This window comes from Variovorax sp. HW608 (genome assembly GCF_900090195.1).
Classification (GTDB): Bacteria; Pseudomonadota; Gammaproteobacteria; order Burkholderiales; family Burkholderiaceae_C; genus Variovorax.
In genome coordinates, this window is the sequence record NZ_LT607803.1 from 757,047 (window position 1) to 772,739 (window position 15,693).

General features: G+C 68.4%; 14 protein-coding genes. 11 read left to right on the forward strand and 3 right to left on the reverse strand.

The genetic code is table 11. From position 1 onward, the window contains the following. Positions 1-212: 212 nt before the first annotated feature. The 7 genes from VAR608DRAFT_RS03405 to VAR608DRAFT_RS03435 are packed head-to-tail and all read left to right on the forward strand — an operon-like array spanning position 213 to position 8,087. Positions 213-983 carry an enoyl-CoA hydratase/isomerase family protein gene (locus VAR608DRAFT_RS03405; RefSeq protein ID WP_088952787.1) on the forward strand — a complete coding sequence of 257 codons (771 nt, stop codon included), beginning with the start codon at positions 213-215 and terminating at the stop codon, positions 981-983. 2 nt (positions 984-985) lie between these two features. Next, complete coding sequence (locus VAR608DRAFT_RS03410) at positions 986-3,127, forward strand: acetate--CoA ligase family protein (protein ID WP_088952788.1); 2,142 nt, start codon at positions 986-988, stop codon at positions 3,125-3,127. 8 nt (positions 3,128-3,135) lie between these two features. Then, positions 3,136-4,353, forward strand: a complete 1,218-nt coding sequence (locus tag VAR608DRAFT_RS03415; RefSeq protein ID WP_088952789.1) for an acyl-CoA dehydrogenase family protein — start codon at positions 3,136-3,138, stop codon at positions 4,351-4,353. After that, positions 4,350-5,312: an acyl-CoA dehydrogenase family protein gene (locus VAR608DRAFT_RS03420; RefSeq protein ID WP_088952790.1), complete on the forward strand. Its 963-nt coding sequence runs from the start codon at positions 4,350-4,352 to the stop codon at positions 5,310-5,312. The genes VAR608DRAFT_RS03415 and VAR608DRAFT_RS03420 overlap by 4 nt, the downstream gene beginning before the upstream one ends. Positions 5,313-5,326: 14 nt before the next feature. Continuing rightward, positions 5,327-6,085, forward strand: a complete 759-nt coding sequence (locus tag VAR608DRAFT_RS03425; protein WP_088952791.1) for an SDR family NAD(P)-dependent oxidoreductase — start codon at positions 5,327-5,329, stop codon at positions 6,083-6,085. A 20-nt stretch (positions 6,086-6,105) separates the two neighbouring features. Next, the gene (locus VAR608DRAFT_RS03430) at positions 6,106-7,323 is read left to right on the forward strand and encodes an SDR family oxidoreductase (protein ID WP_088952792.1); all 1,218 of its coding nucleotides are present in this window, start codon (positions 6,106-6,108) and stop codon (positions 7,321-7,323) included. After that, positions 7,320-8,087, forward strand: a complete 768-nt coding sequence (locus VAR608DRAFT_RS03435; RefSeq protein ID WP_088952793.1) for a carboxymuconolactone decarboxylase family protein — start codon at positions 7,320-7,322, stop codon at positions 8,085-8,087. The genes VAR608DRAFT_RS03430 and VAR608DRAFT_RS03435 overlap by 4 nt, the downstream gene beginning before the upstream one ends. Before the next feature lie 26 nt (positions 8,088-8,113). Here the strand turns inward: VAR608DRAFT_RS03435 and VAR608DRAFT_RS03440 are convergent, their stop codons facing one another. Genes VAR608DRAFT_RS03440 through VAR608DRAFT_RS03450 form a run of 3 tightly spaced genes read right to left on the reverse strand, consistent with a single transcriptional unit; the run spans position 8,114 to position 11,171 of the window. Beyond that, a complete protein-coding gene (locus tag VAR608DRAFT_RS03440) occupies positions 8,114-8,902 on the reverse strand; it encodes an aspartate/glutamate racemase family protein (RefSeq protein WP_088952794.1) in 789 nt (262 codons plus the stop codon). Between the two features lie 2 nt (positions 8,903-8,904). Beyond that, positions 8,905-10,293 (reverse strand): FAD-binding oxidoreductase, encoded by a 1,389-nt coding sequence (locus VAR608DRAFT_RS03445; protein WP_088952795.1) that lies wholly within the window; start codon positions 10,291-10,293, stop codon positions 8,905-8,907. A 32-nt stretch (positions 10,294-10,325) separates the two neighbouring features. Then, a complete protein-coding gene (locus VAR608DRAFT_RS03450; protein WP_088952796.1) occupies positions 10,326-11,171 on the reverse strand; it encodes an HpcH/HpaI aldolase family protein in 846 nt (281 codons plus the stop codon). 175 nt (positions 11,172-11,346) lie between these two features. Here VAR608DRAFT_RS03450 and VAR608DRAFT_RS03455 point away from each other — a divergent pair, with 175 nt between their 5' ends. The 4 genes from VAR608DRAFT_RS03455 (at position 11,347) to VAR608DRAFT_RS03470 (ending at position 15,693) form a co-directional block, all read left to right on the forward strand. Further along, a complete protein-coding gene (locus VAR608DRAFT_RS03455; RefSeq protein ID WP_088952797.1) occupies positions 11,347-12,066 on the forward strand; it encodes a GntR family transcriptional regulator in 720 nt (239 codons plus the stop codon). Positions 12,067-12,138: 72 nt separating this feature from the next. Further along, positions 12,139-13,731: an ABC transporter substrate-binding protein gene (locus VAR608DRAFT_RS03460; RefSeq protein ID WP_088952798.1), complete on the forward strand. Its 1,593-nt coding sequence runs from the start codon at positions 12,139-12,141 to the stop codon at positions 13,729-13,731. A 31-nt stretch (positions 13,732-13,762) separates the two neighbouring features. Further along, a complete protein-coding gene (locus VAR608DRAFT_RS03465; RefSeq protein ID WP_088952799.1) occupies positions 13,763-14,779 on the forward strand; it encodes an ABC transporter permease in 1,017 nt (338 codons plus the stop codon). Next, positions 14,776-15,693 (forward strand): ABC transporter permease, encoded by a 918-nt coding sequence (locus tag VAR608DRAFT_RS03470; RefSeq protein ID WP_172843796.1) that lies wholly within the window; start codon positions 14,776-14,778, stop codon positions 15,691-15,693. Before VAR608DRAFT_RS03465 ends, VAR608DRAFT_RS03470 begins: the two co-directional genes overlap by 4 nt.

Genomic DNA, 15,693 nt, shown 5'->3' on the forward strand with positions numbered 1-15,693 from the left:
TTTGCAGGACACTCCTTCAGGATGATCGGCAAAGGATTTGGGGGCCCATTTCTATAATTTGCCGCACGAGACAAACCGGCGAGTGCAGTGCTTTTCACCATGCCGCCGAAGCCGGAAAGAGAACTTCCCGAGAGCGAAGCGGCCCGTTTGTCGAAACCGTCCTTTTATTCAGATGGGTGCCGCGCGAGCCGGTGCCGTTCTCGAGGTGATGTATGAGTGATGAATGGGTTCGTTTGGAAGTCTCCGAGGGCGTCGCCCTGGTCACGATGGACCGCAAGCCGGTCAATGCCCTGAACCGTGAGATGCGTCGCCAGCTGGTGGCCACCTTCGATGCCATCTCCGAGCGCGAGGACATCCGCTGCGCGGTGCTGACCGGCACCGGCAGCGTCTTCTGCGCCGGCGCCGATCTCAAGGACCGGCCCGACAGCACGGTGGCCGGCGACTTCCTCGACCACAACCGCATCACGCGCGAAACCGGCAACGCCATCCGCGAATGCGCCAAGCCGGTGATCGCCGCCATCAACGGCACGGCCCTGGGCGCCGGCCTGGGCCTGGCGGCCGCCTGCGACATCCTCTACGCCTCGGAGAACGCCACCGTGGGCATGCCCGAGATCAACGTCGGGCTGGCCGGCGGCGCCTCGATGCTCAAGACGCTGTTCGGCCGCTCCACCCTGCGCCGCATGTTCTTCACCGGCCAGCGCCTGAGCGCGCAGGAGCTGCTGAAGCGCAACGTGGTCGACGACGTGCTGTCCGAGAAGGACCTGCTGCCCGTGACGATGACGCTGGCCCGCGAGATCGCGTCGAAGGCGCCGCTGGCCGTGATCTACGCCAAGCGCGCGGCCAACATGGTCGACGTGATGCCGCAGCGCGATGCCTACCGCTTCGAGCAGGAGTTCACCGTCGCTCTGTCGAAGACCGAAGACGCGCGTGAAGCGCGCATGGCCTTCCTCGAGAAGCGCACCCCGGTCTTCAAGGGACGTTGATCATGCTGACGCAGGTTCAGGCCGCCCCGGGCGCCGGGCTCGACGCATTCTTCAGCGCCGCCAGCGTGGCGGTGATCGGTGCCTCCGACGACGTCACCAAGATCGGCGGCCGCCCCGTGCAGTTGCTGCGCAAGTACGGGTATGCGGGCGCCATCTATCCGATCAACCCCAAGGGCGGGACCATCCAGGGACTGCCGGCCTACGCCTCGGTGCTGGACACGCCCGCGGCGCCCGAGCTGGCCATCGTGGCGGTGCCCGCGAACGCCACCCTGCAGGCCGTGCGTGATTGCGGCAGCCGCGGCGTGCGCGGCGTGGTGGTGCTGTCCACCGGCTTCGCCGAGGCCGGCGCGGAAGGCGCGGCGCTGCAGGCCGAACTGGTGCGCGTGGCGCGCATCCACGGCATGCGCCTCCTGGGGCCGAACTGCCTCGGCGCGGTGAACGTGGTGGACCGGCTGGTGGCCTCGTTCTCCATCGCGCTCGAACAAAGCATGCCGCCCGCCGGCCAGGTGGGCATCGTCTCGCAGTCGGGCAACATCGGCAGCTTCACCATGCGCTGCATGGCCGATCGCGGCCTCGGCGTGAGCCGCTTCATCGCCACCGGCAACGAAGCCGACGTCGACGTGGCCGATGGCATCGCCGCGCTGGCGAACGATTCGGCCACACGCATCATCCTGTGCTGCATGGAAACCTGCCGCGACGCCGGACGGCTGATCGAGGCACTGGACATGGCGCGCCGCCAACGCAAGCCGGTGATCGCGCTCAAGATCGGCGCCACCGAGCAAGGCCAGGCCGCAGCCGCCTCGCACACGGGCGCGCTGATGGGCTCGGATGCGGTGTTCGATGCGGTCTTCCAGCGCTATGGCGTGCTGCGGGTGCGCTCGTTCGAGGAACTGCTCGACGTCGGCCACGCGGCGGCCCTGCTGGGTGCGGACCGCCTGCCCACCACCGATGCGGTGACGCTGGTCGCTGCATCGGGCGGCTTCGGCATCATGATGGCCGACGCGATGGTGGAAGCCGGCATGACGCTTCCGCAACTGGCCGACACGACCAAGGCCCTGATCCGCGAGGCGGTGCCGACCGCCGGCACCAACAATCCGGTGGACGCATCGGCCCAGATGTCGGCCCGGCCCGACATCCTGCTCAAGATGCTGACCGCGCTGCAGAGCGATGCCGGCGGCAGCACGCTGGTCCTGCTGCTGGCCCTGTCGCTGTACAACTCGCGGCTGCGCGGCGTGTACCTGGAGGCGCTGGCTAAGGTTCGCGAGAGCCACCCCGATCGCCTGATGGTCCTCATCAGCAAGGGCCCGGCCGATGCGGTGGCCGAGATCAATGCGCTGGGCATCCCGGTGTTCCCGAGCATCCCGGCGGCGGCCAGCGGCATGGCCGGTCTGGTTCGCCTGGGGCAGCTCGCCAGCCTGTCTCCCGCGGCCGCGTATGACGGCCCGGTCGAGAAGGTGGATGCGGCGGTGTTCCGCAACGAGTTCCATGCCAAGAAGGCGCTGGCGGCGGCCGGCATCAGCGTGCCGCGCGAAGAGGTGGTCTCCTCGGCTGACGAAGCGGTCCGCAGTGCGCGCGCCACGGGCTACCCGGTGGTGCTCAAGATCGCATCGGAGGACATCGCCCACAAGACCGAGATCGGCGGCGTGGCGCTTGACCTGAAGGACGACGACGCGGTGCGGCAGGCCTATGAGCGCCTGATGGCCAACGCACGCCAGCATGCGCCCAGGGCGCGTCTCGACGGCGTGCTCGTGGCACCGATGGTGCGCGGCGGCGTGGAACTGATCGCCGGCGTCTCGCGCGACCCCGTGTTCGGCCCGGTGGTCATGGTGGGGATGGGCGGCATCCACGCCGAGATCCTGAAGGATGTCGCGCTGCAGGTGGCGCCTGTTTCCGAGCAAGAGGCGGCGCGCATGATCCGCAGCCTGCGCATGTTCCCGCTGCTGGACGGCGCGCGTGGCCAGGCCAGGGCCGACGTGGCCGCGGCCGCGCGCACGGTGGCGCGGCTGTCGGAATTCGCATGTCGGCATGCCGCCGACGTGGCCGAGATCGACATGAACCCCATCCTGGTGAGGCCCGAGGGCGAGGGCGTGCTCGTCCTCGATGCCCTGATGGTCCCCACCTCTTCCAACACCCCTGGACATTGAAGGCTCTCATGCACACGGAAAAGAACCCGGCCATCCCGGACGCCTCGGCGGGCCCGGCCGTCTACCGCCAAGATGCGCGCGAGTGGCTGCGCGCCCATCTGCCCGAGCACATGCGTGCCGACAGCCTCGAATACCGCACGCCCACGCTCGACGAGTGCCGCGACTGGGAAGCCTCGATGTACGACGCGGGCCTGGCCGGCATGACATGGCCCAAGGCCTACGGCGGCCTCGGCCTCACGCTGCGCGAGCACCTGGTCGTCAACAAGGAGGTCGGCGCACTCGCCATGCCCGAGAGCGTGAGCTCGATCGGCAAGGAACTGGCGGGCCCGATCATCCAGACCGTGGGGACGGAGGAGCAGAAGCAGTTCTTCCTGCCGCGCATCCTCTCGATGCGCAACTACTGGTGCCAGGGCTTCTCCGAACCCGACGCGGGCTCCGACCTCGCGCGCCTGCGGACCAAGGCGGTGCAGGAAGGCGACAGCTGGCGCATCAATGGCCAGAAGATCTGGACCAGCGGCGCGGCCAAGGCGCACTACTGCCTGCTGCTGACCCGCACCGGCACGGTCGCCGACAAGCACCGCGGCCTGCTGATGTTCGCGGTGCCGATGGACACGCCCGGCATCCGCGTGGTGCCGATCAAGTCGATCGATGGCAAGGATTCGTTCGCCGAAGTGTTCTTCGACAACGTGGTGGTGCCCGACAGCGCACGGCTCGGCGCACCGGACGAAGGCTGGAACGCGGCGATCCGCGTGCTCTCGATCGAACGCGCGACCAACCGCATGTACCGCGCATGGCGCTTCGAATGCGAGCTGCGCCAGATCGTCGCCGCCTGCAAGTCCGATCCGCAGCTGTCGAAGCTGCTCGATGACGGCCACTACCAGCGCCGCATCGGCGACGTGGTGGGCGAGATCGCCGCGCTCAAGGGCCTGGTCGAACGCACGGTGGACCAGCTCGTGGCCGGCGACAGGATCGGCGCTCGCGGCTCGCTGACCAAGCTCTACTGGTCCGAATGCCACCAGGCCTTCATGGGCCTCGCGCTGTCGGTCGTGTCGCAGGTGAACCCCCGATCGAGCGCGCTGGCCCAACGCGCCCGCAAGCATTTCAGCACCGCCTACCTCTACGCCCGCGCCGAGACCATCTATGCGGGCACCACCGAAGTGCAGTTGGACATCATTGCCCAGCGCATCATGGACTTGCCCAAGGACCTCCAGGAGTCGCTGAAATGAGCGCAACGGACAACGATCTCAAACCCGAGGAGTTCGCACAGGCCGCGGCCGATGCGATCGCCGATGCACAGGCCCGAGGCTTCCGCGAGGCCGCCGAGGTGCTGGCCAACGCGGGGCTGTGCGGCGTCTGCGCCAACGAGGATGCCGGCGGACTCGCGCTGGGCATCGAGTTCGCCCTGCCCATCGTGGCCGAGGCGGGCAGGCTGCGCCTCCAGTGTCCGCTGCTCGAGACGCTGCTGATCGCCAAGGCGCTCGGGGATTCGCCCTTGGCGGCGGAGCTCGCCGGTGGCGCCCGCGTCGCCACCTGGGCGCTGCAAGGGAACCTCCAGGAGGGCTTCGCAGGCCACGCGCGCCATGCGCGCCACTGCGACTGGGTGCTGGTCGCCGACGGCCGGCAAGGCGCCGTCCTGCTGGACCTCGCCTCGGTCGAGATCCAGGACGACCCCGCGCTGGACCCGGACTACCCGCAGTCTTGGCTCGTGCTGGACAACGTCAAGGTGCTGGCCGAAATCGACGCCGCCACCTTCGCCACCCTGCAGCGCGACGGCGAGATCCTGATCGCCGGCCTCGTCAACGGCGCGGCCGAAGGCGCTCTCGCCACCACGGCCAGCTACATGGCCACCCGCGTGCAGTTCGGACGCCCCCTCTCGGCCAAGCAGGCCGTGCGCCACCTGCTGGCCCGCATGCGGCTGGTGCAGGAGGCCTCCAGCGCCGGCATCCTGCGCGTGCTGCGACCCGACGAATACGGCCATGTGCGCGCGACCGGACCGGTGCTCGCCAATGCGCTGGCGAATGCCGCCTTCGTGCTGGAGAAATCCATCCACCTGCATGGCGGGATGGGCTTCACCTGGGAAGTGCCCCTGCACTACGCGCTGCGCGAAGTGCGCAAGTTCGATGCGGCGTTCGGCTCGGGATCGCTCGCGCGGCAAGCCGGGCTGGACTTCATCCAGTCCGTATGAATGAAGGAGATCGAATGAACCAGGACCTGCTCGGCCGCGTGGCCCTCATCACCGGCGCGGGCGCCGGCATCGGCCGCGAAACCGCACTGCAGATGGCCGCGCGCGGCGCCATCGTCTGCGTCAACGACATCAAGGAAGAACTGGTCACCCCCGTGGTGGACACCATCAGGGAGCGCGGCGGAAAAGCCTTCGCGGTGCCGATGAACATCGCCAGCCGCGAAGGCATCCGCGACGCCATCCGCCGCTCCTTCGAGCACGGCGGGCGCTTCGACATCCTGGTCAACAACGCGGCCTGGGTGCGCTACCAGGCGATCCCCGAAATCATGCCGGAGACGATGGACCGCATGCTGGACGTCGGCTTCAAGTCCGTGGTCTGGAGCCTGCAGGAAGCGGTGGCCGTGATGGATCCGGAGCGCGGCGGCTCGATCGTGAACGTGGCCTCGGTGGCGGCCTTGCGCTCGGCTGCCAGCTCGGTGGTCTATTCGGGCATCAAGGCCGGCATCATGGGCATCACGCGCGCCGCAGCGGCGGAACTCGGCGCACGCAACATCCGCGTCAATGCGGTGTGCCCGTCGGCCGTTCCCACCGAAGGCACGCAGCGCAACCGCAACGCCGAGCGCGATGCCAACCGGATCGCGCGCACGCCGCTGGGCCGGCTCGGCACGGTAGAAGACATCGCGCGCGCCATCTGCTTCCTGGCCAGCGACGAGGCGGGATTCATCACGGCACAGGGCCTGACGGTGGACGGCGGCATCACGCTGACCAACATCTGAGGCCCGAAGGACACGCGCCGATGCAGACGGTCCTGATCACCGGTGCCGCCTCGGGCATCGGCCGCGACGCCGCACGGCTCTTCGCCACCGCCGGCTGGCAATGCGTGCTGGTCGACCACAACGAACAGGCTTTGTATGCGTTGGGGCGGACGCTGCCTTCCCCCGCTTGCGCGGCGCATGTGCTGCGCACGGTCGACCTCACCGATGCGCAGCAGGTCGCATCGCTCCGGGATGGCACGCCGGCACTGGATGCCATCCTCAACAACGCCGGGATGTCCGATGCGTCCAACACGCCGTTGGCCGAGCAGGCGCCTGCGCAGATGGCGCGACTGCTGGCGCTCAACCTGGCCGCGCCGGCGGCCGTGGTCGATGCCTGCACGCCCCTGCTCAAGCCCGGCGCGCGGATCGTCAACGTCGCGTCCGGCGCCGGCCTGCATGCCATTCCATGGCGTGGCGCCTACAGCCCGAGCAAGGCCGGACTCATCGCCCAGACCCGGGCGTTGGCGGCAGCGCGGCCCGAGGGGTGCGTGACGGTGCTCGCACCCGGCTTCGTGCGGACCGAGCTGGTGGACGGACTGATCCAGGCCGGCCGCATCAAGCCCGAGAACGCGGTCGGAAAGATTCCGCTCGGCCGCATGGCCCTCCCCTCGGAAATGGCGCAGGCGCTCTTCTTCCTGGCCAGTCCCGGCGCGGCGCCCCTGCACGGGCAGGTGCTGGCGTTCAACGGCGGCTCCTCCGTGTTCGGAGGCAGCCAGCGCTTCGAGCCGGCCACTCTGGAGCCGCTGCCGCTGGACCTGCCGATGCGACTCGAAGTCTGCGGCGGCGATGCAGAGCCGTGGCAAGCCGCAGTGACCGAGTCCGCAGCGGGGCCGCACTATGACGCATGCCTCGACCTGTCGCCGCTGTCCTGTGAAGGGCCGGGGCTGTTGCAGGCCCTGCATGCCGCGGCCACGCGCTTCCATGCCCGCCACGCGCAGCAGGCCAGCCTGACGGTGCTGCTGCCGCGGACCCGACACGGCCGCTGGCAGGACGCCGGTGACGGCGCAGCCGCACGCATGCTGGTCTCGACGCTCGCCTGCGAGTGGGGCAGTCGCGCACTGCGCATCAATGCGCTGGAAGTGCCGGAAGACCTCGATCCGCAGTCGCTGCACCCGCTGCTGCGTTTCGTCTGCGGCCCCGCAGCGCAGTACCTGACCGGACAGACACTCGTTTGCACTGCGCAAGGAGAGGCGCGATGAACACGCAGCCGGACCCCATGACCGATGCCGAGCGCGCCCGCATCAAGCAATCCTTCATCGCCGAGCGCGGCTACTGGCGCCCCTGGACCGAGACCATGCTGCAGGCCTGCCCCGGCTTCGTGGCGCAGTACGCGCGCTATGCCGGCTATCCCGCACGCACCGGGCCGCTCACGCCACGCATGGTCGAGCTCATCTACGTGGCGCTCGACAGCTCCTCGTCCCATCTCTTCGAATCGGGTCTGCAGACGCACATGAAGCGCGCCCTCGAAGTCGGCGCGACAGAGGCCGATATCTTCGACGTGCTGCACCTCGTTGCCGTGCAGGGCGCGGTCAGCGTGGGCCAGGCCGCCGACATCCTCGCCGAGCTCGCCGGCCCGCCCGAAGCCGGAGCGATCGACGACGCGCTTCAGGCCCGGATCGATGCGCTCGGCCCCGCGCATGCGCTTTCTCTTGCCGCGGTGGCGAGGATGGATCCGGGCTATGCCGAAGTGCTGCTCGACTTCATCGAACAAGGCCGGCCGGGAACGGGTCTCAGCGCGGCCGAACGCAGCCTGGTGCAGGTGGCTTTGCACGCGTGCTTCACGGCCTTCAATCCCGATGCGACGCGGAAGGTGCTGTCGGTGGCGCTTTCGCAGGGCGTCACGCCCGCCGAACTGCTGCAGGCGATCCAGCTGGGATCGCATCTGGCGGTGCATGGCACGGCGCTGGGTGCGAATGTCTTCCGCCAGTTGCGGGACGGGGCACGAAACGCAAACGATGCTTGAACCGCGGCAACGGGCCGCCGGCCGCGTCAGCCATGGTTGATGAACTCGTCCAGGGTCTTCTCGTCCGGCAGCGCGAACCCGGAATGCGGCACCCGGCTGGTGGCCGAGGCACCCAGGCGGCGCAGCTTGACGGCCATTTCGGCGGCCTTCACGACCACGGTCACGCCATTGACGATCGGAGCGCCATCGACGTTGGCGCCGGGCTCGCCGAACAGCATCATCGGAATGCCGCCGGTCGGCACGATGACGTCGGCGCCCATGTCCATCAGGCGCCGGGCCTCGCGCACGAAGACCTGTTCCAGCTCGGCCTTCTTCTCGGCCGACTCGAAGGCCTCCATCCAGTCGGCCATCGTGGCATTGACGGCCCGGATGCCGGCGACGCGCTGCTGCAGGCCGTAGCGCAGCACCTGGTCGGCATGCGTGGTGATGAAGGCGTGATTGATGGCCAGCAGCCCCAGCCTGCGCCCGAGCGTGCAGGCATGCAGCAGGCTGGTTTCGCCGAGGCCGAGCACCGGAATATTCACGGAGGCGCGCGCCTCGTAGAGGCCGACGTCCTGGAAGTGGTTCATGAAGAACACGTCGTAGTGCTCGCGCTCGGCGCGGATCGCGCTGCGGATCACCTCGCGCGAGAAGCGGAACTCCGACAGCGCGTGCAGCGTCGTGACCGAGGGCGTGGTGGTGTGGAACTCCACCTCGAACTCGGGATCGATAGAGGCCTGCATGTGGGGCAGCAACTTCGAGAGATAGCTGCGGTGGCCCGCCTTGTCGGTGGCGCCCTGCGCCCAGATGCGGAACTTGGTCTTCGAAGCGCTCATGGTCAGATCACCTTTCCGGGGTTGAGAATGCCTTGGGGGTCGAGGGCCTGCTTGATGGCCCGCATCGCCGCGAGCTCGGCGGGGCTGCGCGTGTGGCCGAGCACCTTGCGCTTGAGCAGGCCGATGCCATGCTCGGCGGACACGGCGCCGCGATAGCGCCGCGTGAGGTCGTACACCAGCTCCTCGATCTGCATGCGCGTCTCGGGCCGGCCGCCGTCCGCATGCGCGATCACGTGCAGGTTGCCGTCGCCGAGATGGCCGTAGACCAGCGCGATGCCGCCCGGCCAGCGTTCGCGCAGCAGGGCTTCGCATTCCAGCGCCGCGCGCCCGATGTCGGCGATCGCGAAGCTGACGTCGAACGCCGCCATGCCGGGCAGCAGGATGGGAAACTCCGCCGTCGCATCGCGCACCGCCCACAGCGAGCGGGCGTCGGCGGCAGAGCGCGCCACCGCCGCATCCTCGATCACGCCTTCTTCGAGCATGCGCGCGAGGAAGGCCTCGAAGGCCGCCGGATGATGGGCCTCGTCCGCCCCGGCACTTTCCATCAGCACGTTCATGCCGTGGCGGCTCGGCAGCGGCGCGCGCAAGGCCTTGACCCGCTCCATCATGAAGTCGAGGTAGCTCGGCCACATGACCTCGAAGGCCGACACGCCGGCCGGTAGCTCCGCCTTCGCGCGTTGCAGCAGCGTCGTCACCGCCTCGAAGTCCGGCAAGCCGCACCAGGCGGTGCAGACCGAGCGCGGCTGTGGATGGAGCTTGAGCACCACGCGCGTGACGATGCCCAGCGTGCCTTCGGCGCCCGCGAGCAGGTGGCGAAAGTCGTAGCCGGTGTTGTTCTTGACCATCTTGTGCAGGCCGCCGACCACGCTGCCGTCGGCCAGCACCGCCTCGATGCCGAGCACCTGGTCGCGCATGGTGCCGTAGCGGATCACCCGGTTGCCGCCGGCATTGGTCGAGAGATTGCCGCCGACGGTGCAGCTGCCGCGCGCGCCCAGATCGAGCGCGAACAGGAAGCCGGCGGCCTCAGCCGCTTCCTGCACCGCCTGCAGCGTGCAGCCGGCCTGCGCCGTGAGCGTGCCCGATACCGCATCGACCTCCTCGATGGCGTTCATGCGCTCCAAGCTCAGCGCGATTTCTTCGGGACCGCAGCAGGCCCCGCCCGCGAGACCGGTCAGCCCGCCCTGTGCGACCACCGGCTGGCCGAATTCATTGCAGATCCGAAGCATGCGGGACAGCTGCTCGGTGCTTCGGGGTCGCAGCAGCGCGCGCGGCGCGCTGGCCGGCACGCCGCTCCAGTCGCCGTGGCGCCGCTCGGGGATCGAGCGACCGCTCGCGACGAGGTCGGTGCCGAGCGCCTGGACCAGGGCTTGGACGGCTTGTGCAGTGCTCATGCGGAAGGTCTTTCTGGAGGTTCGTTGAAGGATCAGGGTTGCGCCGCTTGCAGCGCTTGCGCGAAGCCGCGCGCTGCGAGGCCGATGTCGTTGGCGACCACGGCGATCTCGTAGCCATCGGCGAACGCCTGCCGGGCGGCGGCCGCGTCGGAAGTGAACAGGCCGCAAGGAAGGCCCATTCGATGCGCGACGTCGCGAATGCGCGCGCAGCAGGCTTGCAGTTGCGCAGGGCTCGCCTCGGGCATCGAAAGCTGCAGATCGCCGGTGCCGATGAAGATGAAGTCGATGCCTTCCGCGGCGCAGATCGCCTCGGCGTTCTGCGCCCCGAGCGCGGTCTCGATCATGGCGCCGACGGCGACCTGCTGGTTGGCGGCCCGCATCGCGTCGATCCCCGCCAGCAGCGGCCGCACGCCGCCGCCCGAGCGTTTGCCCTGCGGCGGATAGCGGCTCGCGCCGACGAGAGCGCGAGCGTCTTCCGCGCTTTCGACCAGAGGCGCCATGACTGCGGCGACGCCCGCGTCGAGCGCGGCGCCGATGGCCGTCGGCGAAAGGTCGGCGGTCCGTGCAATGACCGGGGTCTGCGATCCGGCGATGCCCACCGCAGCCTCGAACGCGCCGCGCTCCCAGAGGCCGTGCTGCAGATCGATGACGACGGCGGCGCCAGGCGCCGATCGCGCGGCAATCTCGGCCAATGCGGGGCTGCCCAAGGCCAGCCAGATCAGCGGCAAGGCGGCGCCACGTTCCAGTCGGGTCTTGATGGGCCGCCCGGAGGGGCTTTCTGGCGAGTTCATCGATGGATGCACTTTCACGTTTGCCCCCGGGAGGGGGACGAAATCATGGTTAGAGCCGTTGACAACAGTATATGGTTCATGCCACATTGAAGTCAATTTGCTTTACCCCTAAACCAAATTGAAAAGCGGCGGCCCCAGCGAAAAAACCGCTTCTCCAGAGGGAAAAATCCGTATGGCGCAGTTTTTGCAGGATCTTTTCTCGACTCAGACAAACGCAATGCATGCCGCAATTGACCTCTAAACCGTATACGGAAACAGGCCCATGGCACCTACAACGACGCCCCTGAAGGAGGCAACGGAAGCGCCGCCGCCGGGCCGCCAGAGCCTGAGCGCGATCGCCTACGACGCGCTGCGCAGCCGCCTGCGCACCGGCCTCGTGACACCCGAAGACCGCCTGGTGGATCTCGAGATCGCGGCGCAGCTGGGCATGTCGCGCATGCCGGTTCGCGAGGCGCTGCTGCAACTGGTGGCCGAGGGCATGCTGGTCAGCACCACGCGCGGCTATCGCATCCCGACGCTCGACCCGAAGGACGTGATGGAAGTGTTCGAATTGCGCAAGCTGCTGGAGCCGCGTGCGGCGGCGCTGGCGGCTCGCGACCTGTCGCGCGCCGGCATCTCGCAGTTGAACGCCGCGCTGGCCGAGGCCAAGGCCGCGCTGGCCTCCGGGGACTTCCCGCGCCTCTTTCGTGCCAATGTGGATTTCCGCGAAACCTGGATCGCCGCGGTGCGCAACAAGCGGCTGGCAGCAGTGGTCATGCGCTGCGCCGATCAGGTGTTGACGGTGCGCATGTCCACGCTGCGCGGGCCCGAGATGCATCCCGTGGTGGTCGCCCGTCTGCAGGAACTGTATGAAAGCTTTGCGCGCCACGACTCGGTCGCCGCCCACGACAGCATGTACCGGTTCGTGCTGGCTGCCGAGAGCGCCTACGCGGCCCAGCGCGAAAAGAGCAAGCAACCCGCTGCGCCGCGCAGGCGCCTCTAGACGAGGCTGCTCGCCACGAGTTCTCGCTCCCCGCCCCGCCCCGCCCCAATTCAACCAGAGAGGACATGCACCATGAGAGACCCCAAGCTCCGGGCCACCCAGGACCCCGTCGCACCGCAACAAGCCTTGCAGGATCCGGCCCGGCGCCCTCTGCTGCTCGGCGCGCTCGCTGCCGGTGCCGGGTCGCTCCTGCCTTGGCAGCTGGCCGGTGCGCAGACCATGGACAAGTCCACCCTGGCGATCGCCTATCCGGCGGACGTGCCGACCTGGGACCCGAACGCGCTGTCCATCCCGATCATCCAGAACCTGTACCAGTCGGTCTTCGATTCGCCGCTGCGCTATTCGCCGCAGCTCAAGCTCGAACCGCGCCAGGTGAAGGAATGGAAGTGGCAGGGCGACAAGGCCACCCGCCTCGAGATCACCTTGCGCGACGACATCCTGTTCCACGACGGCACGCGCATGACGATGGACGACGTGCGCTACAGCCTGGCCGAGCGCGCCAGGGCCGACAAGAAGCTGCTGGTGGGCGGCATGCTCAACACCTTGAGCGACATCGAGGTGAAATCGCCGACCAAGGGCGTCATGGTCTTCAACCGGCCGACGCCGGCCGCGCCGATCTACCTGGCGTTCCTGGCTGCCTACGTGGCGCCCAAGGCCTACATGGAGAAGGTCGGACCCGAGGGCTTCAATGCCAAGCCGATCGGCGCCGGCCCCTACCGCATGGTGGAGCACCAGCGCGGCTCACGCATCGTGCTGGAGGCCTTCGACAAGTACTGGGGCGGCGCACTGCCGATCAAGCAGGCGATCTTCCAGATCGTGCCCGAAGGCTCGGCGCGCGTCGCACTGGTCGAGTCGGGCCGGGTTGGCCTGGCGACACAGCTGCCGATGCGTGAAGTCCAGCGCCTGGCGTCGAAGTCCGGCGTCACGACCAAGATCTACCCGGTCTCCGAGGTCTACATGATCCGGATTCCCAACTACGTGAAGCCGATGGACAACGACCACGTGCGTGCGGCCATGCACCTGGCGATCGACAAGGCAGCACTCTCCAAGGCTTTCTACGCCGGCGTCGCCAAGCCGCTGTCGGTCATGACGCCCGAGGGCACACCGTCCTACGTGGCCGATTTCCACTTTCCGTTCGACAAGGCGAAGGCCATCGAGCAACTCACCGCCGCGGGCTTCGGCACCTCGAACCCGGTCTCCTTCACCTTCCTGACCACCAACGGCGTGTTCCCGAACGACTACGACATGGCGCGCGCCATCGTCGGCATGTGGAAGCAGGTCGGCATCAACGCCACGATCGAGGAGACCACACCGGCCAAGCTGGTCGAGGCGGCGCAGAACGGCAAGCTCGCAGGCCCGCTGCTCTACAACTGGGTCAACAGCACCGGCGACCCGGAGAACTATGCGGGCCGCATCTTCGATCCGCGCCTGCGCTTCTCGGCCTGGAAGGACATGTCGCTGGCGCCGCGCATCGATGCCCTGATGACCGAAGTCGACGAGGCCAGGCGCATGGCCGGCTACAAGGCGCTCAACGTCGAATCGTCGCAGCAGTCCTGGGCCATTCCGCTCTTGCAGGCGGTGTCGACCGTCGCCTATTCGTCGGCCCTGCAGCCCACGCTGTTCGACAACGGCTACATCCTGCCGGCCGACATGAAGTACCGCTGAATCCAGGCCGACATCGCGCAAGGATCGAGACATGTTCCAGATCATTTCAGCGATCGTGCTGCGCCGGCTGCTGCTGGCGATCCCGACGCTGCTTCTGCTGTCGCTGGTGGTGTTCGTCGTGCTGCGCATGCTGCCGGTCGATCCGCTCGCGATGCTGCTGCCCGCCTCGGCGACAGCTGCCGATGCGGCCGCGCTGCGCCAGCAGCTCGGCTTCGACAAGCCCCTGCCGCAGCAATTCCTCATCTGGCTCTGGCAGGCCCTGAGCGGCAACCTGGGCACATCGATCAACTTCCGCCAGCCGGTCGCCCACCTGATGCTCGGTTCGCTGCCGGCCACGCTGGAGCTGACGCTGGCGGGCTTGCTGCTCGCGCTTCTGATCAGCGTGCCGGGCGGCGTGCTGGCTTACGCGCTCTACCAGCGCAGGCGCGAAACCGCTGCCGATCTCGCGGTGGCGCTGATGCAATCGATCCCGTCCTTCCTCTGGAGCCTGCTGCTGATCCTGGCCTTCGGCGTGCTGTGGCCGGTGCTGCCCTTCAGCGGTCGGGTCGGCGAAGGCGTGGTGCTGCCCGGCATCACGGGCTTCGCACTGATCGACCTGTTGCTGGTGGGCCGCTTCGACGGCTGGCTCAGCGCGCTGTCGCACCTGCTGCTGCCGGCCCTGGCGCTGGCCCTGGGCTTCGCGCCACTGGTCATCCGGGTGCTGCGCTCCAGCCTGATCGACGCCGCCAGCGAGCCCTACGTCGAAGCGGCGCGGCTGCGCGGCCTGTCGGAAACGCGCATCGTGTGGCGCCACATGCTCAAGAACGCGGCCTTGCCGACGATCACCATGATCGGCGTGCAGTTCGGTTTCCTGTTCGGCGGCGCTCTGCTGGTCGAAATGATCTTCGGCTTCCCGGGCATCGGGAACCTGATGGTGCAGGCGGTAAAGGGCAACGACCTGCCGCTGATCCAGGGCATCGCCTTGATCTTCTGCGTGCTGATGCTGGCGATCACCGTGATCGTCGACGTTCTGTACGCCGTGTTGAACCCACGACTGAGAACGCAATGACCACCACCGCCACCATGAGCTCAGCGGCGCCGATCGTCGCCCCCTCCTTCTCCGTTACCCGCAGTGCGCTGCGCCAGCTGGGCCGCCAGCCGCGCGTTTGGGTGGGCGGAAGCATCCTGCTGGCCGTGCTGCTACTGGCGGTGTTCGCACCCTGGGTTGCCCCACACGATCCGCTCGAACAAGACCTGCTGCACATGCTGACGCCGCCGATGTGGGCGCCGGGCGGCGACGCCCTGTTCCCGCTCGGGACCGACGGCCTGGGCCGCTGCGTGCTGTCGCGCGCGATCTACGGTGCGCGCGTGGCGCTGACCGTGGCCATCGTCGCGGCGCTCGGCTCGATGCTGCTCGGCAGCGCGCTGGCGATGCTCGGCGGCTACTTCGGCGGCCTCGTGGACCGCGCGATCAGCTACGTGGTCGACCTGTGGATGTCGTTCCCGCCGGTGGTGCTGTCGCTGATCCTGCTGGTCGGCCTCGGCACCGGCGTCGACAAGGTGATCCTCGCGGTGGTGCTGGTGGACTGGACGCGCTTTTGCCGCGTGATCCGCGCCGACGTGCTGGTGACCCGGCGCCGCGACTACGTGCTGGCGGCACAGTTGCTGGGCTTCGGCCATCTGCGCACCATGCTGCGCGAAGTGCTGCCGGCGGTCGTGCCGTTGATGATCACGCTGTTCTCGATCGAGATGGGGATCGCGATCGTGGTCGAGGCAACGCTGTCCTTCATCGGCCTCGCAGTGCCGGCGCAGGTCACGACCTGGGGCCAGATGCTGGCGGATGGCCGCGCCGACCTGCAAAGCGCGGCCTGGGTGATGCTGGTGCCGGTCGCCTGCATCATCTTCACGGTACTGGGCTGCAACCTCTTCGGCGACGGCATCCGCGTCGCCCTGGACCCGCGGCTGCGCCTTCGGAGCGAATGA